At 52.6% G+C, this 22,025-nt stretch carries 24 protein-coding genes; all 24 read left to right on the top strand.

Features of this window, described 5'->3' with window-relative positions:
• Window positions 1-92: 92 nt before the first annotated feature.
• The 24 genes from MKZ07_RS19420 (at window position 93) to glmM (ending at window position 21,527) form a co-directional block, all read left to right on the top strand.
• Window positions 93-1,925: a hypothetical protein gene (locus MKZ07_RS19420; RefSeq protein WP_341027212.1), complete on the top strand. Its 1,833-nt coding sequence runs from the start codon at window positions 93-95 to the stop codon at window positions 1,923-1,925.
• Between the two features lies 1 nt (window position 1,926).
• On the top strand, window positions 1,927-2,673 hold the full coding sequence (locus MKZ07_RS19415) for a LysM peptidoglycan-binding domain-containing protein (protein WP_341027210.1): 747 nt from the start codon (window positions 1,927-1,929) through the stop codon (window positions 2,671-2,673).
• 12 nt (window positions 2,674-2,685) lie between these two features.
• Window positions 2,686-3,648 carry an XkdQ/YqbQ family protein gene (locus MKZ07_RS19410; protein WP_341027209.1) on the top strand — a complete coding sequence of 321 codons (963 nt, stop codon included), beginning with the start codon at window positions 2,686-2,688 and terminating at the stop codon, window positions 3,646-3,648.
• 5 nt (window positions 3,649-3,653) lie between these two features.
• The gene (locus MKZ07_RS19405) at window positions 3,654-3,947 is read left to right on the top strand and encodes a DUF2577 domain-containing protein (RefSeq protein ID WP_341027207.1); all 294 of its coding nucleotides are present in this window, start codon (window positions 3,654-3,656) and stop codon (window positions 3,945-3,947) included.
• Entirely contained in the window at window positions 3,944-4,372 is a 429-nt protein-coding gene (locus tag MKZ07_RS19400; RefSeq protein WP_341027205.1) for a DUF2634 domain-containing protein, read from the top strand. Before MKZ07_RS19405 ends, MKZ07_RS19400 begins: the two co-directional genes overlap by 4 nt.
• Window positions 4,365-5,423 (top strand): baseplate J/gp47 family protein, encoded by a 1,059-nt coding sequence (locus MKZ07_RS19395; protein WP_341027203.1) that lies wholly within the window; start codon window positions 4,365-4,367, stop codon window positions 5,421-5,423. The genes MKZ07_RS19400 and MKZ07_RS19395 overlap by 8 nt, the downstream gene beginning before the upstream one ends.
• A 2-nt stretch (window positions 5,424-5,425) precedes the next feature.
• Window positions 5,426-5,839, top strand: coding sequence for a hypothetical protein (locus tag MKZ07_RS19390; protein WP_036696228.1), 414 nt, complete (start codon window positions 5,426-5,428; stop codon window positions 5,837-5,839).
• A 1-nt stretch (window position 5,840) separates the two neighbouring features.
• On the top strand, window positions 5,841-6,863 hold the full coding sequence (locus MKZ07_RS19385; protein ID WP_036696230.1) for a DUF2793 domain-containing protein: 1,023 nt from the start codon (window positions 5,841-5,843) through the stop codon (window positions 6,861-6,863).
• Window positions 6,864-6,875: 12 nt separating this feature from the next.
• Window positions 6,876-7,211, top strand: coding sequence for a hyaluronate lyase N-terminal domain-containing protein (locus MKZ07_RS19380; RefSeq protein WP_081751111.1), 336 nt, complete (start codon window positions 6,876-6,878; stop codon window positions 7,209-7,211).
• 2 nt (window positions 7,212-7,213) lie between these two features.
• Window positions 7,214-7,825, top strand: coding sequence for a YmfQ family protein (locus MKZ07_RS19375; RefSeq protein ID WP_341027201.1), 612 nt, complete (start codon window positions 7,214-7,216; stop codon window positions 7,823-7,825).
• Window positions 7,826-7,836: 11 nt separating this feature from the next.
• The gene (locus MKZ07_RS19370) at window positions 7,837-9,675 is read left to right on the top strand and encodes a hypothetical protein (protein WP_341027199.1); all 1,839 of its coding nucleotides are present in this window, start codon (window positions 7,837-7,839) and stop codon (window positions 9,673-9,675) included.
• Window positions 9,676-9,687: 12 nt separating this feature from the next.
• Complete coding sequence (locus tag MKZ07_RS19365) at window positions 9,688-10,161, top strand: XkdW family protein (protein WP_162174473.1); 474 nt, start codon at window positions 9,688-9,690, stop codon at window positions 10,159-10,161.
• Between the two features lie 55 nt (window positions 10,162-10,216).
• Window positions 10,217-10,348 (top strand): hypothetical protein, encoded by a 132-nt coding sequence (locus MKZ07_RS19360; protein WP_268748809.1) that lies wholly within the window; start codon window positions 10,217-10,219, stop codon window positions 10,346-10,348.
• Window positions 10,349-10,769: 421 nt separating this feature from the next.
• A complete protein-coding gene (locus MKZ07_RS19355) occupies window positions 10,770-11,117 on the top strand; it encodes a hypothetical protein (protein WP_156949649.1) in 348 nt (115 codons plus the stop codon).
• A gap of 1 nt (window position 11,118) precedes the next feature.
• Window positions 11,119-11,316, top strand: a complete 198-nt coding sequence (locus MKZ07_RS19350; RefSeq protein WP_036696237.1) for a hypothetical protein — start codon at window positions 11,119-11,121, stop codon at window positions 11,314-11,316.
• Window positions 11,303-11,695, top strand: a complete 393-nt coding sequence (locus MKZ07_RS19345; protein WP_036696238.1) for a hypothetical protein — start codon at window positions 11,303-11,305, stop codon at window positions 11,693-11,695. Before MKZ07_RS19350 ends, MKZ07_RS19345 begins: the two co-directional genes overlap by 14 nt.
• Window positions 11,667-12,377: a M15 family metallopeptidase gene (locus tag MKZ07_RS19340; RefSeq protein WP_036696239.1), complete on the top strand. Its 711-nt coding sequence runs from the start codon at window positions 11,667-11,669 to the stop codon at window positions 12,375-12,377. Before MKZ07_RS19345 ends, MKZ07_RS19340 begins: the two co-directional genes overlap by 29 nt.
• Window positions 12,377-12,655, top strand: coding sequence for a holin (locus MKZ07_RS19335; protein ID WP_200869214.1), 279 nt, complete (start codon window positions 12,377-12,379; stop codon window positions 12,653-12,655). The genes MKZ07_RS19340 and MKZ07_RS19335 overlap by 1 nt, the downstream gene beginning before the upstream one ends.
• A 299-nt stretch (window positions 12,656-12,954) precedes the next feature.
• Window positions 12,955-15,747, top strand: a complete 2,793-nt coding sequence (gene ppc / locus MKZ07_RS19330) for a phosphoenolpyruvate carboxylase (RefSeq protein ID WP_036696240.1) — start codon at window positions 12,955-12,957, stop codon at window positions 15,745-15,747.
• Between the two features lie 551 nt (window positions 15,748-16,298).
• Entirely contained in the window at window positions 16,299-16,865 is a 567-nt protein-coding gene (gene sigW, locus MKZ07_RS19325) for an RNA polymerase sigma factor SigW (RefSeq protein ID WP_036696241.1), read from the top strand.
• 99 nt (window positions 16,866-16,964) lie between these two features.
• Entirely contained in the window at window positions 16,965-17,579 is a 615-nt protein-coding gene (locus tag MKZ07_RS19320) for an anti-sigma factor family protein (protein ID WP_036696243.1), read from the top strand.
• Between the two features lie 211 nt (window positions 17,580-17,790).
• On the top strand, window positions 17,791-18,624 hold the full coding sequence (cdaA, locus tag MKZ07_RS19315) for a diadenylate cyclase CdaA (RefSeq protein ID WP_076160722.1): 834 nt from the start codon (window positions 17,791-17,793) through the stop codon (window positions 18,622-18,624).
• Window positions 18,617-20,074 carry a CdaR family protein gene (locus MKZ07_RS19310; RefSeq protein ID WP_051493664.1) on the top strand — a complete coding sequence of 486 codons (1,458 nt, stop codon included), beginning with the start codon at window positions 18,617-18,619 and terminating at the stop codon, window positions 20,072-20,074. Before cdaA ends, MKZ07_RS19310 begins: the two co-directional genes overlap by 8 nt.
• 112 nt (window positions 20,075-20,186) lie before the next feature.
• Window positions 20,187-21,527, top strand: a complete 1,341-nt coding sequence (gene glmM, locus MKZ07_RS19305; protein WP_341027189.1) for a phosphoglucosamine mutase — start codon at window positions 20,187-20,189, stop codon at window positions 21,525-21,527.
• Window positions 21,528-22,025: the final 498 nt, after the last annotated feature.

The following is a 22,025-nucleotide window of genomic DNA, read 5'->3' as shown; positions in this document are numbered from 1 at the left end:
GGCGATCTATGCCATGATCTCCGTACGCGTGGACAAGGAGAAGCGGGAGCGCGCGCGGAGCAAGGGGAAGAAACGATGAAGGGGGTGAAAGAATGGAAATTACAAGTACAGCGCTGGTTCCCGTAACTGCACTAACCGTCTGGCAAAATGTAAACTCACAGTGGGACCGGCTGAACCAGAATTTCAACCGGGCCAGCCACTCGCTTAGTGGTCTGCAGCAGATCCTGGAGCGGGTGTATGAAGAGAAGAACAAGTCTTTCATGGAAGGATTCATGCAGTCGCAGGAAGCAGCCAGACGCCTGTCAGAGGAAGGTGCTTCGTCACGATCCCGCCGCTCTGCTGACAGTTCGGATGGCGATGGTCCGGATGATAATGATGTCCGGGATGCCAAAAACGGGTTCATGGGAAAAGTGCAAAAAATAATGAAGGCGCTGGATGTCAGCGGGTTCGAGTTAATCACATACGTGGGTGAAAAAGCAGTAGGGTATATTTTGGACAAGAAGAAGGAAAAGGCGGAAGACAAGGAAAAAGAAAAGGCTGAGAAGGAGAAAAAAGCAGCGGAGCCCGGATTCCTCTCCAAAGCAAAGGATTCATTAGGCGCACTGGACCTTGGGAGCGTATTTGATAAGGTGAAAGAACTGGGCACGAAGGCAGTAGTCGCCAATGCCTCTGACAAAGATAAGGAAAAATGGGGCAAGCTCCAAGGCAACATGGACAACGCAGTTGAATTGATGGGTCAAAAAGCGATTGTTGCGTTGCGTCCGATTCTGGATACCTTGAACAATGCGTTTCAGTCTGAAGGAATGACTACGGCTCTAAATCTGATAGCGAACGGCTTCTTGGTCATTGCTACGGTGATTAGCGAAGTGGTGGACGGCATCATGTATATGTTCACAGCCTTTCAGGAGAACTGGGATGTTGTAGGGCCGATCCTTGCGGCCATTGCCATTGTCTTCATAGCGGCGATGATTGTGCAGTTGTATAGTCTTGCTGCTGCATGGCTTGTAGGCATGTGGCCGATCCTTTTAATTGTTGCTGCTGTAGCGCTGCTTATTTACATTTTGCAGCAAGCGGGAGTATCCGTAGACGCGGTAGTGGCTTTTATCGGGGGAGCGTTTGGCTGGCTGAGGGCAACCATAGAGAATTTTGTAATCGGTCTGTACAATAACTTTGTCTCCTTTGCAGACTTCTTCCGTAACTTGTTTATTGATCCGACGTATGCGGTGCAAAAGCTGTTTTATGACCTGGCTACGAACTTCCTGGGCTTCATGTATCAAATGGCATTAGGTGTTGAAAGCTTTGCAGGCGGGTTCGTCAAAGCCATAGCTGAAGGTATAAACTTCGTGCTTAGAGGAGTTCAAACGCTGGCAGGATGGTTAAGCAAAGTTCCAGGCTTTGAATTCTTGGCTGATTTCAAGCCTAACTTCCTGGAGACGGAGAACCCGCATGTCTTCAGTGATATGATCAAGAACGTTCAAGGCACGCTGGTAGAACCTAAATCGACTAAGGATGTATACAATACACCGAAGAAGGAATTCGTAGATGCCTCCAAGAGTGTGGAGGAATACAAGGGTAAAGTACAGGATCTCGTTACTAAATTTAATACCAAGCTGGAGCCAGCCAAGCAAAAGGAGGATACTTCTCCAAATACTGCCCAGACCGCTGCCACGAACATGAATAATATCGGCAAGGTGGGCGAGGTAGGCAAGATCAAAGAAAAGGTCGATATCTCCAGTGATGATCTGGATATGCTGCGGGAGCTGGCGGAGATTCAGTCGATTCAGAATTTTGTCGAGCTGACGCCGACGGTGCAGGTAACAACAGGGAATATTAATAATTCCGGCGATATTGACTCCATCATCACGAAGATCGGGCAGAAGCTGAAAGAGGAGTTCGTCTCTACGGCGCAGGGGGTGTACACGTAACATGGAGGAGTATGGATTCTATCTTAGCTTCAATAATTATGAAGAGGTGATCCGGCTTCCGGTGAACCCTGAGACGCTGGAGATCAAGGAGAATAGCGATGGCAAAAGCTATACGATCGTGGATTTTGGTGAAATCAACGCGATTGCTTATCCGAAGCTGACGGAGATTACGATTGAGAGTATGTTCCCGGCACAGTATTATCCGTTCGTGGTGTATTCCGGCGAGAATGCCGGCAAGCTGCTGAAGCCCTATGAGTATGTAGAGCTGATCCGTAAATGGATGCTCAGCCGCAGGCCGGTCCGGTTTGTTTTTTCAGGGCTGAAGTCGGCGAACGTGCAGAATATGCAAACCCCAGATTGGCTGAGGCAGGCCAGGACGCAGGCGCAGCAGACCTTTACCGGGGATATTGGCATTAATATGGCGGTCAGTATTGAGAACTTCTCCTGGAAGCTGAGTGCGGGGTCCTCGGGGGATATCGATTATACACTTGGACTCAAGAAGTATGTGTTCTATCAGGCGTTAGCTGTGAATGTTGGCAGCACCGGTGAAGTGAAGAAGCAGCAGAAACGGGCAAGCGAGAAGGCAGTGCCTGCTACCTATACGCTCAAAGCCGGGGATACGCTCTGGTCGGTGGCCCAAAAGCTGCTCGGTGACGGCAGTAAATCCAAAACGCTGCAAAAGCTGAACAATATCTCGGACAGCGAACTGAAGAAGCTCAAAATTGGCCGAGTGATCAAGCTGTCTTAGGAGGCCATGGCGATGGAATTAATCATAATTAATAAGGAAGGCGCCATCTGGAATATTGCCGGAATCGTTACGGATATCACGTGGAAAACCACCCGGACCGGCAAGCCTGCGACGCTTGAGCTTACGCTGGTGGACAGCGGTATATATCAGCATAAGAAATTCGCGATCAGCAACGGGGATATAGTGCAGTTCCGCAGAGACGGAGTCGATGTATTCTACGGCTTCGTCTTCAGCATCGATACGGGTGCGAATCAGGAGATCAAGCTGACGGCGTACGATCAGATCCGCTATCTGCTGGGCAATGGCAGTTATGTACTTCAGGATGTTACTGCGGCTGAGGTCATCAGTACCATTGCCAAAGACCGCGGCTTGCGGCTTGGATTACTGGAACCGGCGGAGTACAAGATCCCCTCGCTGATCGAAGACGGCAAGAAGCTGCTTGATATTATTATGGGTGCGGTCGGCAGTGAGCTGCAGTATAAGGGCCAGCTGATGGCCTTCTATGATGATTACGGCAAGCTGACGCTGCGCAGTCCGCAGTCCATGCTGCTTAAGGTGATTCTGGGGGCAGGCCATTATCTGTATGATTATTCGCTGAAAAGAAGCATCGACGATAATACGTACAATACGATTCTGCTCTACCAGGACAACGAAAAGACAGGGAAGCGCGAGTTCTATCCGGTTACGGATAAGGAGAATGTAAAACGCTGGGGCATCCTGCATCTCTACCAGAAAGCGGATGATAATGCGAATGCTGCGCAAATCCAGGAGAAAGCAGACAATCTGCTGAAGCAGCATAACCGCGAGAAGGTCAGTCTCTCCGTGCAGGCTATTGGCGATATACGGGTGAGGGCAGGGAACTTCATTTATGTGCTGCTGGATGAATTCCAGACACAGCTGTTCCTGGTGGATCAATGCAGCCATAAAATTTCCGGAGGGGAGCATACGATGTCCCTAGACATTAAGGTGGTGTAGACAACATGCTCGATATTATCAAACAGGCAAGCCTCGGGGCCGTATCCAATACGAATCCGGTGGCTTTTTCTTATGGGACGGTGGTTCTGGCACAGCCGCTGCAGATTCAGGTAGAGCAGCGGCTGCTGCTGACAGGAGCCGCACTGGTTGTGGTTGAATCCGTGATGGAGAGCAAGGCTGTGATCGGGGGCCGGGAGATCCTGCTTCGCCGTGGACTTGAAGCGGGAGACCGCGTGCTGCTCGTGCGGATGCAAGGCGGACAGAGCTATATTGTCCTCGATCGGCTGGTGGACCTATGATTCCGGCGATAGGCAGATCCGGTCCGGTGACGAGAGCGCTGGAAGGGAATGTGACCGCTCCGGGAAATGCCCCGAGCCTGACGTACCGGATGGACTGGGAGCGCGGGCGGATCGGCGGGCGGGTAGACGGGCTTGAAGCGGTGAAGCAGGCAGTGCTTAAGGTGCTGCAGACCAGCCGTTATGAGCACCTGATCTATAGCACAGACTACGGAACGGAGTGGAAGCTGGTGCTGGGTCAGGACAGGCTGCTGGCCCGGCCGGAGCTGCGCCGCCTGATCAGCGATGCGCTGCTTCAAGATGAGCGGATTCTGGCGCTTGAGGATGTGGAGATTCTTTTTGAAGGAGATACGGTTAGCTTCAGCTGCATCGCTGTCACAGTATACGGTGATTTGGAGCTTAGAAAGGAGGGGATGGCCAGTGTATGAGGATCAGACATACGAGGCTCTGCTGGAACGTATGCTGGATCGGGTTCCAGAGGGGCTGGATAAGCGAGAGGGAAGTATTATCTATGATGCGCTTGCGCCGGCAGCGGCTGAAATGGCCCAGATGTATCTTGAGCTTGAGGTCAGTAATAATCTGTTCTTCCCGGATACGGCGGCCGGCGAATATCTGGAACGAACCATTGCCTGGACAGGGCTGAAGCGTCATCCCGCAGGCAAAGCGCAGCTTGGCGCGAGGTTCTATACCAGCGGCGAACAGCCTCTGGACATTCCGCTGGGCAGCCGCTTCTCCCTGGGACTGCTTCATTATAGTGCGGCGGAGAAGCTGTCTCCGGGGACGTACCGCCTGGAGAGCGAGACCGCCGGGACGGAGGGGAATCAGTATTCAGGCGCGCTGCTACCGATTGATTATATCCCGGGACTGGCCCGGGGAGAGATTACGGGCCTGCTGGTTCCCGGCACGGATGCGGAGACGGATGAAGCGCTGCGTCAGCGGTACTTCGATTCGGCCCGGCGGCCTGCAACGAGCGGCAATAAATATCATTATATGGAGTGGGCACAGCAGATTCAGGGCGTAGGGGGAGCGCGGGTCTTCCCGCTGTGGGCCGGACCGAAGACAGTCAAGGTGGTCATTGTGAATGCGGAGCATCAGCCCGCCTCCCCGCTGCTGGTCTCTCAGGTGCAGCAGTTCATCGATCCTGCGCCGGGTCTTGGCGAGGGCCAGGCTCCGGTGGGGGCGGTGGTGACGGTGGAATCGGCCACGGGCCGCACAATCAGCGTGACCGCGAAGGTCACGTTGGCGGCAGGCTATGCGCTGCAGCCGGTTATTCAAGCTTTTACCGCGCTCCTGGAGAAGTATCGTAAGGAGAAGGCTTTTGCCGCTACCTATATCAGTCAATCGGTCATTGGCGCATTGCTGCTGAATACGGAGGGCGTAGTGGACTATAGCGGGCTGAAGCTGAACGGCGGGACGGCAAATATCCCTCTGCTGGAGACAGAAGTGCCGCTGTTCGGCAATGTCGTACTGGAGGTGTAGGCATGGGATATCCGGAGCAGATCGATGTCTTTCAGGATAAGCTGAACAAAAAGGCAAACGGCGGCAGTCATGTTGTAGAGGAGAGACTTGGGCTTACAGGTGGTGCATTCAGCGGACTGCTGGCCCACGACAATATTAACAATCAGACGCTGGCCGTGTACACAGGCTCACGCTTCAGCGGGACTGAGGTGCGGAATTACTCGGTCTCTTTCCCGGACGAGGCCCCTTGGCGGCGTCTCATCAACATCTATGCGGATGTGCCCGAAGTCTATGTGACTTACGAGACCCCGGGGGATACCGTGGAAGCGGATGATGTGAACCAGTTACAGGACGGACTTACGGCTACGCAGCGTGAGCTGGAGCGTTATAAACAGGCCGGTCTGATTGACGGCGGATCTTTTAGAAGAGAGGTGTAATATGGCACAGACTATTCAGGTCAAACGCGGTACCCGGGCCGAGCTGTCCACTTACGGGATGCTGAAGGCGGGCGAAATGGGCTTCTGTACAGATACGAAGGAGGTTTATATCGGGGACGGTTCGTCCAACTCCATGGTGGGCCGGGCCTTGTCCGGTCCCGAAGCTTCGCGTCCTGCGGCAGCCTCGGCGGGGCGTCTGTATGTTGTGAGCAGCGGGAGTAACAACGGGTATTTGTATTTCGATGACGGGACCGCCTGGCGGCGGGTTAACGCGCAGAAATTAACAGATGTGAGCGGAACGGTGGACGATATTGCTGACGGCTCCACGTATGCCAAGGTGCTTAAGGCAGATCTTACAGCAGGGCATCCCAATAAAGTGTCGGACGGCACGAATACGAAGAGCGCCGCAGAAATCGCAACGCATCTTAACGATGCCGCGAAGCACAGAATCATCAACGACAGCGGGGCGACGATTACAGATCTGTGGTCCGCGCAAAAAATCAAAAACGAAATCGAGCTGGCCAAGCATAATATTGAGCCGCAGGCTTCGGTGAAGGATCAGAATCTGACGGCTCCGCCAGTAAGCCCCGTGGAAGCTGACCGGTATATCATTCCTTCCGGCGCAACCGGCGTCTGGGCGGGTAAAACCAGTCAGATTGCGGAGTATGCCTCAGGTAGCTGGGCCTATTATGTTCCGGCTGTCGGCTGGACGGCTTATGTGGACGATGAGCAAAAAATCTACAGCTGGAACGGGAGCGCCTGGGTGCGGACGGGCGGTGCGCTGCAGACGATTACGGCGGGGAATGGGCTTACCGGCGGCGGGCAGGCGGACAGTGTCACACTGACCGTCGGGGCAGGCAATGGGATCATTGTCGGCTCAACCAGTGTTGCAGCCAAGCCGGGTAAGGGGATTCTGGTAAACTCCACTGGCATTGAAGTCAACATCGACGGCTCAAGCATCGTTTACGATTCTGCCAATGGCAACCAGCTCACGGTAGGCACTATCGACGGCGGAACATTCTAGGAGGCGGTGACCATGGCACGGAAGACATTGATTCAAATCCGCCGCGGCCTGGAGAGTGCACTGGGTACGCTGGCCGCTGGTGAGCTGGGCTACTGCACGGATAGCGGCAAGCTGTTCATCGGCAGCGGCAGCAGCAATATGCTGCTGGCGGCAGGCCAGAGCACAGGCGATATGCTGAAAAGCATCTACGACACGAATAACAACGGCAAGGTCGATTATGCCCAGGCCGCGGATACGGTTCCCTGGTCAGGGGTGGACGGCAAGCCTTCGGTCTATCCGGCAGCTGCACATACCCATGATTATATGCCCAAGGGTCCGTTGACCTGGAACCAGCTGAAGGGGGTGTAGCTGTGGCTTATGGAGATAGTATCTATGGACTTATGACGTATTCGGCCGATGGTGTGACAGGGGAAGGGCCGGAGATTACCGCTCCTGATCTGATGAAGTACCTGCCCGATTATTATCAGGGCGTCCCTGAGATGGAGGCTGTACAGGCCAGTGCCGGTGCAGCCTGCGGTGAAGTGGCTTACGCCATGGCCGACAGTGACGATCAGAAGACGCTGGAGTCGGCTACCTGGGGGCTGGCCCGCTGGGAGCGGATGCTGGGACTGGTCTCAGATCCGAACAAGTCCTACGCCACCCGGCGGGAGATGATCAAGGCCAAGCTGCGGGGCAGCGGCACGACGACACCGGAGATGATCCGGCGGACGGCATCTGCTTTTTCCGGGGGAGATGTAGAGGTCGTGGAGGTGCCCGGAGCGTATAGCTTCGAGGTCCGATTCGTCGGCACACTGGGTATCCCGGCCAATATGGCGGGTCTGATTCAGATCATGGAAGAGATTAAGCCGGCTCATCTGGACTATAGCTTCGTGTACAGCTACACCTGGTGGGACTCCTTGAAGTCCCTCACCTGGAACGCTGCGCACGGCAAGACCTGGAACGAACTAAGAGTATATGAATAGGAGTGTGAGCGATGAAAACAACGGGTAATCTGGGGCTGAAAAAGCCCGATGGTACAGACATTGTAGATATCACCGACCTGAACGGTAATATGGATATTCTGGATACCGCCGTCAAGGCCGTGCAGGATCATGCCGCCGATACTGTCAAGCACATTACGGCGGCTGAGCGCACGTCATGGAACGCCAAGGCGTCTACGGCGGTTGCGACCACGACTGCTGCGGGGCTGATGGCCGCAGGGGATAAGTCGAAGCTGGATAGTGTGGCGCAGGGGGCTAATAATTATGTGCATCCCAATCATACTGGTGATGTAACCAGTTCTTCGGATGGCGTAACGGCAATCGCTCCTGGAGTGATTGTTAATGCGGATGTTAATGCGGCTGCGGGGATTGATGCGAGCAAGATTGGGACGGGTGTTGTTTCGAATGCGGAGTTTGGGTATTTGGATGGGGTGACTGGTAATGTACAGGCTCAGCTAGATAACCGCCCCCAACTGAATAGTAATAACACGTTCACGAATAACCAAAAAATCATTTCTACGGCTGGTATCAACACATCCCCAGCTCTTTCTATTGAGGGGGTTACATTTAATGCTGCATTGCAAATCAAGAACACAACCCCATCGACCGGGAAAAGATATTCCTTGTATTCATATAACGGCGGAGATTTTGCCATCGTAAATGAAACGGATGCATACGCCGTAGCTCAAGTTGACGCTGCTTCTAAGGTATGGATGATCCCGGGGGGTGTAAAATCTCCCAACGTTCCGAATCAGACGACGGCGGATATTACCTACTACGTCCGGACGGATGGAAATGATGGGAATACTGGAACGACAGATACGGCGGGCGGAGCGTTTAAGACATGGGCAAAAGCTTATAGCGTCCTGCCGAAAACAATCAATCATACAGTTAATGTTTATATAGGACCGGGAACATATCCAGAAACAATTTCACTAAAAGGATTTGGCGGAGAAGGTGCACTGAGTGTTATCGGGATCGCTGCAAGCAGATTTGTTCAGAGGGTTGAGATTGTTAACTGTACGATTGTCACGACGATTGACGGCTTTACTTGTACTGCAACAACGGTTGAAGCGGTGAGCATTCGTTCTTCTACTGCCGCAGTCGTGAACCAAGTAATATCTACTGTGAGCGCGACGAACCAATCTGGTATTGTGCTAAATTTAGCAACTGCACGATTAACAGCTTGTGTGATTTCGAATAAAGGGCGGGTTGTGAGCGCAGTTAATGGCGGGAAAGCTTATGCTGAAAATTTCAGTGGCACAGGGAATACACACGGGTATGTAGCAGATTTGGCTGGTCACATAGCGTATGCAGGCACTCAGGCAAATTCTACAAACGGAAATTATGCCGGAGCGGGAGGGATTGTAAATTCAGAGGTGCTCAACCCTTGGGGAGATAATACACTTGCAATTAGGCCCGTCATGAGAGCATATATAGGGACAGGACACGGGTTAACAGGGGGGGCATTTACTAAACTACAATTTAATGCTACGTACTATGATTACCAGAGCAATTTTAGTGTCGGGTTGAATAGATTTACCGCAAAGAAGTCCGGACTGTATTTAATTACAGGCGGCGTAATTACAGACTCTTCCGCCCCTGCCTCCGCCTCTCTAGTTCTAAGCGCATGGATCAACGGAACGAGACAGTTAGACATGGGTTCCTATAATAAATCTGGAGCGATTGGCAACATATACACACAAGGCGCAAGAACTGTATATCTAAGTGCTGGGGATTATGTAGAGATGTACGCTTACGCAGATGCATATATGGTCACACAAGGCGGCGTCGGTGTTTTTAACGACTTTTCAGTTACGCAAATTGCATAAGGAGGTATGACCGTGAATATATCACAAGCAATTATGTATCTATACCCAACAGCCAATCCCCTACACGATTTCATCGTCCAAGACAACGGCCCGGAACCCGTCCTGCGGCCGGGAGCCGAAGCCAAAGGCCGGGTACGCTACGAGATCAAGCAGCCAGAAATCGGCGAACAACCCGTAGAAGGTATTCATTACCGCTATGGGATCGACTATAACCTGCTGACCGAAGGCGAGGATTATGATCTGGTGGAGCGCGGGCCGTATATTGCGGTATGGAAGCTGGATGCGCCGCAGCCGACCGAGGCTGAGTTGCAGGCAGCTTGGGAAGCGTACCAGGAAGAAGAGGCGAACAAGCCGCCGGTGCTGACGGAGATGGAGCAGCTTCAGCAGGAGAATCTGCTGCTGAAGGCGCAGAATAACGCGCTCACCGAGCGTGCGGATTTCATTGAGGACATTATCGCCGAAATGGCTGTGCAAGTCTACTCTTAAATGCTCTGCGGGTTTGCCTAAGTTTAAGCATATTAATAGAAAGGTGGTGAGAGCAATGGCATTGTTTTTTGCACAACGCGTCACGTTGGGGAAGACGAAGTATAGCGAGGTTCCCTCTACGCTGAAGCCTGCCGTCAAGGAGATTCTGGTGGAGAACGGACTTACGTTCCTTGTAACTGAAGAGTAGATCACTACTATAGATGCTTTGGAGTCGGGGAGGACTGCTCGCATGCATGGATACCAGCAGGGCCTAAGTAGGGGATTGAAGGCCAGGAATAGTTGGATTTCCTCCACTTGCTGGCAACCAGCAGCGGCTTTTCCGATGAATAGTTGGAAAATCAGCACTTGCTATAGCTCCAAAACCCTTAAAGGGACAGTTTATACAGAAACAAGTGACGATTATCCAACTAAATCTGCCAGATGTTCCTAAGCGGGTGAATTAAGATACGTTTTTCCAACTACTATCCTCTCGAATTGATACTCTCTGGGCGTTTCCGCTGGGGGAGCAGGTTATTATCACTCGGTAGGTTATTTTTATTGAAATTATAGGAGATTTATAGGTTTGACAGGGGTATATGGTGCCTCCGGCCCAGGCCGGGGGTGTCTCTATGAATAACCACACAGAAGGGAGTGAAGCAATGGACAGCAACGATGTTGCGAATTTGGAGAAGCTGCTGCCGCTTGCGGATAAGTATGGACTGGCTTATATCATCACTCTGATTCTGCTCATGATTATGCTTGTGCTTTTGCGGTCAATTGTGAAGGGGAATCTGGTGCCGCGTGAACTGCTGGAGCGTGCTGAGGAAGACCGGGACAGGCTGCAGAATATCCTCGACAAAGAGCGGTCAGACTTCATGGCACCCACGCTTGAAGTATTGCAACGATTGAAGATAGACCATTCCGCGGGCAACCATACGGGTAGTAATAGTATTAATGAAGAAGACAGGGGGGGATAACGTGCTGAGTGCGTGGATCAAGCGTCTATCGCCCCTGCACCGGGACAGAGAGCGGAGGCTGGCGCTGGCAGGACATAAGGTGTCGCTCTCTATCCGCAGGTACAAGAATGTCTCTCAGGACATTCAGGATGAAATCAGGAACAACGGGTTCGCCGAGTTCCTAATCTATGATCGGGGGGCAGAAGATGAGCAGCATTGATATTGTGTTGTTATTGGCCTATTCCATATCCTTTATCTGTGCGCTGCTGCTGATGGCTGCGCTTTTTTTGTATTTCCGCCGGAGATTCCGGGTGCGTGTAGTCAGTCTGTTTATGCTGGCGGCGTTCTTTTTCCTCGGGGCGTATACGGTAAAAATGGCCGTGGCCTTCTGGATCAGATTCAGCACCGCGCCCGTCCCGGACGCTATACGAAGCTCGCTGCAATCGGATGCCTGGGCTATTGCCCAGACGGGAACGACCATTGGACTGGTCATCCTAACCCTCTTGATGTATACCAGACGCCAGGATCTGTTCGTGGTCCTCTCTGAAATCAGGAAAGGGGAGGAATCGCATGCTGACGCTGGCTCAGGTCCTGAATAAATCCGCTGCCCGCCTGTCCGGGCTTCATCCCGCCGTCCTTGCCGCAGCAACCGCACTGATTGAACGCAGTTATACTGGCGGGGTTCCCATCCTGATCACGCAAGGCCTGCGTACGATGGCCGAACAGGATGCGCTCTATGCCCAGGGGCGAACCCGGCCGGGAGCGATCGTGACGAATGCGCGCGGCGGGTACAGTTATCACAATTATGGATTGGCGGCGGATTTTGCGCTGCTGCTTCCGGATGGCTCTAGCGTCTCTTGGGATATGAACAGGGACGGGAACCAGAATGGGACCCAGGATTGGCTGGAGGTGGTGCAGCGCGCTAAGGCCATCGGGTTCGAATGGGGCGGCGACTGGACCAGCTTCAAGGATTACCCGCATCTGCAGATGAGCTTCGGATTAAGCCTGGCAGATCTGCGGACGGGGAAGAAGCCTGCGGCTGACGCCGTGGAGGCGGTGATGGAACGGATCAAGCCCAAGGAGGAACAAGCGGTGAAGACTCAGATGAAAGTTACAGTACAGGTGAATGGAAGGAAGATTGCGGACGGCTGGCTGGAGAATGGGGTTACCTATGTTCCTGCACGTAAAATTGCGGAGGCGTTGGGCGCTCAGATTGCCTACCATCCGGCTGCCAACACCGTGGAGATCACCACCACACCGCAGAAAGGAGCGATTTCATGATGAACAGCGAACTGCTGGATAATGTATTGGCTTTTGCCTCCATTCTGTCCGTCTTTATTCTTTCCCTAGTGCAGCTCATCAAAAATAATACCCATTTGCCGCGTAATAGCATCCCTTTTATCGGACTAGGCGTCGGGCTGCTGGTTGGAGCGGCGGCGTATCCTTTTACAGAGCTGGAGTTGACCTTGCGTCTATGGGCAGGCGGATTGGCCGGGTTATCGGCTACCGGATTATTTGAATTGGCATTCAACAACCGCTCAGGCCACACGATGAAATAAAAGTTAACCTGTAATCAACGGCCGGCTCTGCGGAGCTGGCTTTTTTGTCGTTTTACGTCATGTAACTTTACACAACTACTACATATAACACCTATAAAAGAGAGAATATAATAGGAAGAATTACATAATTATTTTTGACTGCATAAATAGCCGGGTTAGTGTATAATCGAAATTACTGCACTGCTTTACCGCGCAATAAAGTTGAAGATTTCCGGGCTGTTTTATTGTATGATATGTAGAAAGCTTTTCAAATAGACAATGTTAAGAGCATTGATCCGGAAGAGGATGGGGGGAGCAGCATGACCGAACTTACGACTGCCGTTAGCAAAAGCAACTCCAACAATCTGCTGCGGCGAGACGTACGGTTCCTGGGGAACATACTGGGCGAAGTCTTGGTACACCAAGGCGGCAACGAACTGCTGGATATCGTGGAGAAGATCCGGGAGACCAGCAAATCGCTGCGCTCACTGTTTTTGCCTGAACTGCACAATGAATTTAAAGAGCTGATCAGCTCACTGGATCCGGAGAATCGCCATCAGGTGATCCGTGCCTTCGCTATTTATTTTCAGCTGGTGAATATCGCCGAGCAGAACCACCGGATTCGCCGTAAACGCGACTACGAACGTTCTGCCGGGGAGACTGTACAGCCGGGGTCGATTGAGAGCGCGGTTCAGGAGCTTCGCGAACGGGATTTCTCCCACGAAGAAGTTCTTGAGATCATGAGCGGCATGTCGCTCGAGCTGGTTATGACCGCTCACCCTACAGAAGCTATGCGCCGTGCGATTCTCGATATCCACAAACGGATCTCCGACGACGTCATGGGCTTGGATAATCCGACGCTAACCTTCCGCGAACGCGAACAGCTCCGGGAGAAGCTGCTGAATGAGGTTATTACCTTGTGGCAGACTGATGAATTGCGTGACCGTAAGCCTACCGTGCTGGATGAAGTGCGTAATGGGATGTATTACTTCCATGAGACGATTTTTGAAGTGCTGCCGGATGTATATCAGGAGCTTGAGCGTTGTCTGAGCAAATATTATCCGGGCCAGAACTGGCATGTGCCGACCTATTTGCGTTTCGGTTCATGGATCGGGGGAGACCGAGACGGCAACCCTTCAGTGAAGGCATCCGTTACCTTACAGACCCTCCGTCTGCAGCGCAAGCTGGCTATTCGTGAATACCAGCGTATTATGCGCGAGTTGATGCAGTATCTCAGCTTTAGTACAAGCATTGTGAATGTGACGCCGGAGCTGCTGGAATCCATTGAGGCAGACCGGAATATTATCAATCTCAACCGGGTTGATGCCTGGCGTAATGATAACGAGCCTTACCGGATTAAGCTCAGCTATATGATCTCGAAGACCCAGAATGTGCTGGACGATGAGAAAAAAGGAACACCAGAGCGCTACGCATCCCCAGCGCAATTCATCGACGACCTGAACGTGATTGACCGCAGCCTGCGGCATCACTATGCCGATTATGTAGCAGATACCTACATTAAGAAGCTGATTCGTCAGGTGGAGCTGTTCGGCTTCCACACCTCTACACTGGATGTCCGCCAGCACAGCCAGGAGCATGAGAATGCAATGACAGAGGTTCTGGCTAAGATGAATGTTACGCCGGATTATTCCAAGCTGTCGGAGCAAGAGAAGATTGTGCTGCTGGAGAAACTGCTGAATGATCCGCGACCGCTGACTTCCCCTTACCAGTCTTATAGTGAAGGGACAGAGGAATGCCTGGCGGTATACCGTGCGATCTATGAGGCGCAGGAGGAATACGGCAAGCAGTGCATCACTAGCTATCTGATCAGTATGGCGGAGGCGGCAAGCGATATTCTGGAGGTTATGGTCTTCTCCAAGGAAGTCGGCTTGTTCCGCAAAGACAACGACGGTACGGTAGTCTGTACTCTGCAGGCGGTGCCGCTGTTCGAGACGATTGACGACCTGCATGATGCGCCGCAGATTATGCGTACGCTGCTCAGCATGCCGATCTACCGTGATGCCGTCAGTGCGATGAATGATCTGCAGGAGATCATGCTGGGGTATTCCGACAGTAATAAAGATGGCGGTGTGGTTACAGCGAACTGGGAGCTGCGTGTAGCCCTGAAGCAGATCACAGCGACTGCCGATGAGTTCGGCATTAAGCTGAAGTTCTTCCACGGACGGGGCGGCGCACTCGGACGCGGCGGTATGCCGCTCAACCGGAGTATTCTGGCCCAGCCGGCTTCCACCATCGGCGGCGGGATTAAGATTACCGAGCAGGGTGAGGTTATCTCTTCCCGGTATTCGATGAAAGGCATTGCTTACCGCAGTCTGGAGCAGGCGACATCTGCGCTCATTACGGCGGCTATTCATGCCAGATCGCCACAGGCGGATCTGTATGAAGCCAAGTGGGATGAGATTATTGCCCGCATCTCTGAAGTCTCCCTGAATAAGTATCAGGATCTGATCTTCCGTGATCCGGATTTCCTTACGTACTTCAAAGAGTCCACGCCGCTACCGGAGGTTGGTGAGCTGAATATCGGTTCACGCCCTTCGAAGCGGAAGAATAGCGAGCGCTTCGAAGACCTGCGTGCAATTCCTTGGGTATTCGCTTGGACGCAGAGCCGTTATCTGCTTCCAGCATGGTATGCCGCCGGAACCGGTCTGCAGAGCTTCTATGAGGGCAAGGAAGAGAATATGAAGATTATGCAGCATATGTATGCTAACTTCTCGTTCTTCACGACCCTGATCGATACGCTGCAGATGGCTATTGCGAAGGCGGATCTTGTCATCGCCAAGGAATACGCAGGGATGGGCAAGAACGAGGAGGCACGCGCGCGGATCTTCGGCCAGATCGAGGCCGAGTTCAAGCTGACCTCCGAGCTGATCCTTCAGATTACCGGCCAGCAGGATATTCTGGATAATGTTCCGGTCATTCAGGAATCCATCCGCCTGCGTAATCCGTATGTTGATCCGCTCAGCTACCTGCAGGTTCAGCTCCTCGCCGAGCTTCGCGCCCTGCGTGAGGTTGAGGGGGATGACGCTGAGTTGCTGCGTGAGGTGCTGCTCACGATCAATGGTATTGCCGCCGGTCTTCGGAATACCGGCTGATGTGCCTGTAGCAGTTGGTTTTTCGCTTTCGCAGTTGATCTAAAAAGTCGGCGAAGCCGCTTTAAGATGTTGAATCCGTTGTTCTTCAACCCCGTCTGCCTCTTAACTAGAGGAGGGACGGGGTTTTTGTCATTCAAGGAGGCCGGGAGCCACAGGCACGGCCGAGACCATGCCCCACCCCATTGTTGCCTGAGATATACTTTGGGCAACAAGAAAAGCAGTAGGGGAACCCAGGCTGATGGAGGGGGCGAAGCGGAAATTTGGAACTGTAGGAGCGATAGCGTTCGCCTTTATTGGCAGATTTCAACCGCACCCTGCGGTTCCAATCAAGAAATCTGCCGGGTAACAGCGACCGGAAGTCCAAATGTTCTGCGCAGCCCCCGACTAATCAGCCGCCAGCGACCCTGCAGCCAGCTTTTCCAGCACATTATATAGAAGGTAACAATACAAACCTTGATTTTTGAACACACATGATTTACGATTTAAATGCTTGTACCGTGGTCTTCGAAGAGCTGACAGTCCAAGGGCGGCAAGTCTGGGGGAGTTAACAGGTGGAGAATCTGGAAGGCAGACTGACAAAGCTCGCCCTGAAGGGTGACCAAAGGGCATTTGCCGAGCTTGTGGAACTATATAAAGACAAAATTTACCATTTGGCTTACCGTATGCTGAATAACCGCCATGAGGCGGAGGATGTTGTTCAGGAGACTTTTTTGCGCGTCTACAGAAATCTGGACAGGTATGATGATAAGCAGAAGTTCTCGACATGGATCTACCGGATTGGCACGAACCTCTGCATTGACCGGCTGCGTAAGCGGCGCCCGACCTATTCCCTGGATGCCGAGATGAACGACCAGGAGGGGATTGACGGGTATTCGATGATTCCGAGCGATAATGTGACACCGGAGACGGAACTGCTGCTCTCGGAGACACAGAGACTCATCTATGAAGCCATCGACAGCCTGCCCGTGAAGTACAGGTCGGTGATGATTCTGCGGTATCTGCAGGATTTGTCACTTCAGGAGATCGGCGATGTGCTGGATATGCCCGTGACGACGATTAAGACCCGGGTGCACCGGGGCCGTGAGTTTTTGCGTAAGAAGTTAGGACCTAAATTGTAAAAATAGATTATTTTTTATGAAACTCCTGCAGGGCAGGGACGTATGTAAGTTAAGCAAGTCTTATGCACTAAATTAGCACGTATGAAAGGATTGGCTCCTATGGAATGCAAACTGGCCGTCTCTATGATGCACGACTACCTGGATGACGACTTGCCCGACCTGCAGCAGAGGGAATTGAAGGAGCATCTTTTATCCTGTACGGAGTGCCGTGCGAGGTTCAAAGAACTGGAACAGACCGATATGCTGATGTTTTCCCTGATGCACCAGGCACCTGTGGCCTCGGAGGATATGGTTAGCCGGATTATGGATTCATTACCGAAACCCAAGAAGGAAAGAGCCTTCATCACCTGGATCAAGAGACATCCGGCCCTGACGGCGGCGTCCATGTTCATTCTTGTGATGCTGATGAGCTCCGTAACCTTTTGGAATCAGGATCGTCAGCTTGTGGTTAGAGGGGCAGACCTCGACCAGGTTGTGATCAAGGGGAATACGGTGATTGTACCCTCCGGCAAAATTATCTCCGGTGATCTGACGGTGGAGAACGGTAAGACTCAAGTCTACGGGGAAGTCAACGGGAACGTAACGGTGATCGACGGTTCGCTGTATCAGGCTTCAACCGCCCATATCTCCGGGCAAGTCAAAAGTATAGACCAAGCAGTAAGCTGGATCTGGTATAAAGTGACGAACATGTTCTCTGAAGTTGCCTACCGATAGCTAAATGTTGGTCGCTTGTAGCAGATAACTCATTTGCGCCTCTTTTTCCGGAAAGATGGCGCTTTTTTGTTGCCTGAAATGACAGGTTCTTCAATTTACCAGCCGCCAAACTTGCAACCGGAGGCGTAACGTTATAACCTAGAATAAGATTCATGCTTAACAGACAATTTACATAAACCCAGCTAATTTGAAATGACGGGGGTTTTCGGCCATGAGCTACTTTACTGACCTTACATGGAAAGAATCCATTAAAGATATAATCGATATTCTAATTGTCAGCTACATTATCTATAAAGTGCTCAATATGGTGCGCGGGACGCGGGCGGTTCAGCTGCTGAAGGGGATTCTGGTGCTGGTCGTGATCTGGGGCGGCAGTACGCTTCTCGACTTATACACGCTGAAATGGCTGATGAACCAGATGTTTACGTTCGGGGTGTTTGCGATCTTTATTATTTTTCAGCCGGAGCTGCGGCGGGGGCTGGAACAGCTGGGCCGGGGCAAGTTCTTCGGGCGGAATGCGGAGAGCGATGAGGAGATCAGCAAATTAATCGGCGAAGTGATTAAAGCCGTGAATTATCTGGCTGTCCGTAAAATCGGGGCATTGATCGTATTCGAACGGGCTACGGGGCTTAATGAATATACGGAGTCAGGGATTGCCATGCGCTCTGAGGTCAGCTCGGAGCTGCTGATTAATATCTTCATTCCCAACACGCCGCTGCATGACGGGGCGCTGATTATGCAGGGAAGCCAGATCGCGGCGGCCGCCTGTTACCTGCCGCTCTCGGAGAATCCGTTCATCAGCAAGGAGCTGGGAACCCGGCACCGTGCCGCCATCGGTATCAGCGAGGTAGCAGACTCGGTGTCTGTGGTCGTCTCCGAGGAGACGGGGCAGATCTCACTGGCCATTAATGGACAAATTGTCCGGGATATCAAGGAAGAGTCCCTGATCTCGAAGCTGCACCAAGAGCTGAGCGCAAGCAGCTCGCCCCTGATGGAGAAGAGCTCTGCTTTCTGGAGACGGAGGGGGAATAAAGACAATGGATAAGTGGATGAAGAACAACAACTTCAACAAGATCCTTGCCCTGGCTCTAGGGATTATTCTGTGGACCATTGTGCATGTGGATACTGCACCAACGTACCAGACTACGGTTAATAACGAATCGAAGACGATTGAGAATGTCAAAGTGGAGATTGAAGGCTTCGACAGTGAGAAGTATGTACTGACCAAGGATGTGGATAGCGTAAGGATGGAGGTGATGGGCAAAAAGTCTGATCTGACCTATAAGTTCTCCGATGCTTATCGGGTATGGCTGGACTTGAAGGATGTGAAGCCCGGCGATAATACGCTTCCGCTGATGTATTCGACTCCGAGCGGTGTAACCCTGGAAGCTATGGTCCCGAATCAGGTGAATGTGCATATCGAGCCGCGGACGACGAAGTCTTTTCCCGTCTCGCTGAATATAACGGGAGAGCCGGCAGCAGGTTATGAAGTGGGCAGTCCTGTGATTGACCCGGAATCCGTGGAGGTTACCCTTCCGGCAAGTGATCTTGGCCGGGTAGCGAAGGTACAGGGAAAGGTGGAGCTGGAGGGGCAGAATGAGACTTTCAGCGAGAAGAAGTTGAAGCTCTTCGCTCTGGACAGTAAGGGGAATGAGCTGGAGGATGCGGTAATTGAACCCTCTACAGTAGCTGTGGAAGTACCTGTTACCCTCCCGTCCAAAACCTTGCCGCTGGACATCAGCTTCACCGGCAGTCTGCCCGCTTCACTCGTGCTGTCCAGGGTAACGCCTGAACAGGATATGGTAACAGTGTACGGCAGTGCAGAGACCCTTAAGACCTTATCCTCATATGAGGCAGTACTGGATTTGAGCGCTATCAAGAATGCGGGTACAGAGCAGATGAAGCTGGAGCTTAAGCCGCCGGAGGGCACCGGCAAGATTGAGCCTGCGGCAATGACTGTAGCGGTCTCTGCGGCGGAGATTACCCAGCGGACCCTCTCTGCTATCCCCATCAAGCTGGAGGGCGTCAGCAGCGGGCTGACAGCCCGTATCCTAGAACCTGGAAGCGCCGCTATGGATCTGACCCTATCAGGGGCGCCAACTTTGCTGGACCAGCTCGACCAGGATAGTATCAGCGTGGTTGCAGATGTCGGGGGGCTTACGGCTGGTGTCTACGATGTTACGCTGCAGGTGTCGCTCCCCCGGTTCATTAGCCTGCAGAATGCTGCCTCGCAGCTTGTTGCGAAGGTGGAGCTGGTGGCGCCTGCTGCTCCGGCCGCGACTGCCGCGCCGGACAGCAGCCCGGCCTCGTCGTCGCCTACACCGGAGCCCAGCGCTGAGCCTGCATCCGTGGACGAGACGCTCGTAGAGCCAACCCCGGAGCATACCACCGAGATTATAGAGGAGACGCCGATGCCGACACATATTCCGCCGGAGACTGCTGAACCAACGCCGCCCGCAAGCGGCAATAATACCGACAGTACGGGAGGAACGTAACTTTCCGGGCATGTAAGAGTCTATTTATATGCACCTGACATACACGAATTATCGAATCATTCATACTATAATTTATTAAGCTGAAGCAGCGTATTCTAAAGGAGAAAAAAAGATGGGTAAGTATTTCGGAACAGATGGCGTACGCGGGGTGGCTAACCGTGAATTAACAGCAGAAATGGCCTACAGTATTGGACGCTGCGGGGGATATGTGCTGGCAGGAAATGTGGAAAAGCCTAAAGTGGTCATCGGGATGGATACACGGATCTCCGGTCCGCTGCTGGAATCGGCACTGATTGCCGGCTTGTTGTCCATTGGGGCAGATGTGATCCGTCTGGGTGTAGTCTCTACACCTGCTGTAGCTTATATCACTAGACTGCTGAAGGCAGATGCCGGAGTGATGATCTCTGCTTCGCATAATCCGGTGGAGGATAACGGAATCAAGTTCTTCGGCGGAGACGGCTTCAAGCTGACAGACGAAACAGAGCTGCGCATCGAAGAGCTGATGGATGCCGAGCACGATGAACTGCCGCGTCCAGTAGGATCGGGTCTGGGTACGCTGCGGGTGGATGATCAAGCGAAATACCTCTATCTGGAGTACCTGAAGACCACCATCGACCAGAGCTTCAAGGGTACGAAGGTGGTGTTGGACTGCGCACACGGCGCAGCCTATGAGCTGGCACCGCGATTGTTCAAGGAGCTGGGCGCGGAAGTGATTGCCATTGGGGCAGATCCGGACGGGCTTAATATCAATGACGGCTTCGGCTCCACACACCCGGAGACTCTGCGTGCAGAGGTACTGCGCCATGGTGCGGATCTGGGGCTTGCTTTTGACGGGGATGCGGACCGTCTGATCGCTATCGATGAGAACGGCGACGAGGTGGACGGCGACTTCATCCTCTGCATTTGCGGGGATGCGATGAACCGTGCAGGGAAGCTGAAGGATGGCACTATTGTATCTACAGTAATGAGCAACATCGGGTTCTATAAGGCGACAGAGAAGCTGTCGCTGAATACAGCGAAGACTGCAGTTGGTGACCGTTATGTGATGGAAGAGATGCGCCGCGGCGGCTATAATCTGGGCGGGGAGCAATCCGGCCATGTGATTTTCCTGGACTATAATACTACAGGTGACGGAATTCTGACCGCGATTCAACTGGTGAATACCATGAAGTCTTCCGGCAAAAAGCTAAGCACACTGAAGTCCATGATGACAAAATATCCGCAGGTGCTGGTCAATGTGCGTGTGCAGGACAAAACCAATTATCCGAACAATCCGGCCATTGAGGCCGCGATCATAGAAGTGGAAAGCAAGCTGGGCGACAACGGGCGTGTCCTGGTGCGTCCTTCGGGAACCGAGCCGCTGATCCGTGTAATGGCCGAAGGGCCGGATAAGGCGGAGCTGGATCTTTTTGTAGGGCAGATTGTTGAAGTGGTTCAGCGCGAGCTGGTGTAATCACACACTGAAGTAGCAGGAACGGTAGCCGGTGGATGGATCCATCCGATTCGTTCACCGGCTGAATTATTAATAAGGTCATGGCTGTTTGGAAAAGTGTGAAATGGATGAAAAAGGTTTTCTTCGCCACATCGTTGCAAAAACGGTATGAGGTGCATATAATAGACTAAGTGTCATTCCAGAAGGAAAGCGAGGATTGTAAGGTTATTGCAACACAAGCGCCAGAGCTTGATCATGCGCGGGAGAGAAGGGAGGACCGGTGGCTGCGCCGACAGTGCACGACGGTCTGAACGGATCACGGCAGATGTAAGCTGACGAGGTGGAGGTGTTCGAAATGTTCGGCGGGGACCTCCCGGTGATGCACCAGAGCCGTAAATGGAAGCGGAAAATGCGAGGGCGACCTTGCACACAACGCTTTTGTGGGTGCTAACTTAAAGATGTACAAATCATGGGTATGCGCATTTGCAGGAACGCAGACAGTTCTGCCACGGCAGAGGA

The sequence above is a fragment of the Paenibacillus sp. FSL P4-0338 genome (genome assembly GCF_038002365.1).
Lineage (GTDB): Bacteria > Bacillota > Bacilli > Paenibacillales > Paenibacillaceae > Paenibacillus_AQ.
The sequence above is the reverse complement of the archived record's forward strand: the minus strand, read 5'-3'. Positions and strand labels throughout refer to the sequence as shown.

Excerpts from the sequence above, each read along its gene's own strand:
- MKZ07_RS19400 (WP_341027205.1), top strand. The coding sequence starts at position 3,944 with ATGATTCCGGCGATAGGCAGATCCGGTCCGGTGACGAGAGCGCTGGAA.
- cdaA (WP_076160722.1), top strand. The coding sequence starts at position 17,791 with ATGAGCTACTTTACTGACCTTACATGGAAAGAATCCATTAAAGATATA.
- MKZ07_RS19405 (WP_341027207.1), top strand. The coding sequence starts at position 3,654 with ATGCTCGATATTATCAAACAGGCAAGCCTCGGGGCCGTATCCAATACG.
- MKZ07_RS19390 (WP_036696228.1), top strand. The coding sequence starts at position 5,426 with ATGGGATATCCGGAGCAGATCGATGTCTTTCAGGATAAGCTGAACAAA.
- MKZ07_RS19370 (WP_341027199.1), top strand. The coding sequence starts at position 7,837 with ATGAAAACAACGGGTAATCTGGGGCTGAAAAAGCCCGATGGTACAGAC.
- MKZ07_RS19360 (WP_268748809.1), top strand. The coding sequence starts at position 10,217 with ATGGCATTGTTTTTTGCACAACGCGTCACGTTGGGGAAGACGAAGTAT.
- MKZ07_RS19345 (WP_036696238.1), top strand. The coding sequence starts at position 11,303 with ATGAGCAGCATTGATATTGTGTTGTTATTGGCCTATTCCATATCCTTT.
- MKZ07_RS19335 (WP_200869214.1), top strand. The coding sequence starts at position 12,377 with ATGAACAGCGAACTGCTGGATAATGTATTGGCTTTTGCCTCCATTCTG.
- MKZ07_RS19380 (WP_081751111.1), top strand. The coding sequence starts at position 6,876 with ATGGCACGGAAGACATTGATTCAAATCCGCCGCGGCCTGGAGAGTGCA.
- MKZ07_RS19415 (WP_341027210.1), top strand. The coding sequence starts at position 1,927 with ATGGAGGAGTATGGATTCTATCTTAGCTTCAATAATTATGAAGAGGTG.
- MKZ07_RS19355 (WP_156949649.1), top strand. The coding sequence starts at position 10,770 with ATGAATAACCACACAGAAGGGAGTGAAGCAATGGACAGCAACGATGTT.
- ppc (WP_036696240.1), top strand. The coding sequence starts at position 12,955 with ATGACCGAACTTACGACTGCCGTTAGCAAAAGCAACTCCAACAATCTG.
- MKZ07_RS19340 (WP_036696239.1), top strand. The coding sequence starts at position 11,667 with ATGCTGACGCTGGCTCAGGTCCTGAATAAATCCGCTGCCCGCCTGTCC.
- MKZ07_RS19420 (WP_341027212.1), top strand. The coding sequence starts at position 93 with ATGGAAATTACAAGTACAGCGCTGGTTCCCGTAACTGCACTAACCGTC.
- MKZ07_RS19410 (WP_341027209.1), top strand. The coding sequence starts at position 2,686 with ATGGAATTAATCATAATTAATAAGGAAGGCGCCATCTGGAATATTGCC.
- MKZ07_RS19310 (WP_051493664.1), top strand. The coding sequence starts at position 18,617 with ATGGATAAGTGGATGAAGAACAACAACTTCAACAAGATCCTTGCCCTG.
- MKZ07_RS19320 (WP_036696243.1), top strand. The coding sequence starts at position 16,965 with ATGGAATGCAAACTGGCCGTCTCTATGATGCACGACTACCTGGATGAC.
- MKZ07_RS19385 (WP_036696230.1), top strand. The coding sequence starts at position 5,841 with ATGGCACAGACTATTCAGGTCAAACGCGGTACCCGGGCCGAGCTGTCC.
- glmM (WP_341027189.1), top strand. The coding sequence starts at position 20,187 with ATGGGTAAGTATTTCGGAACAGATGGCGTACGCGGGGTGGCTAACCGT.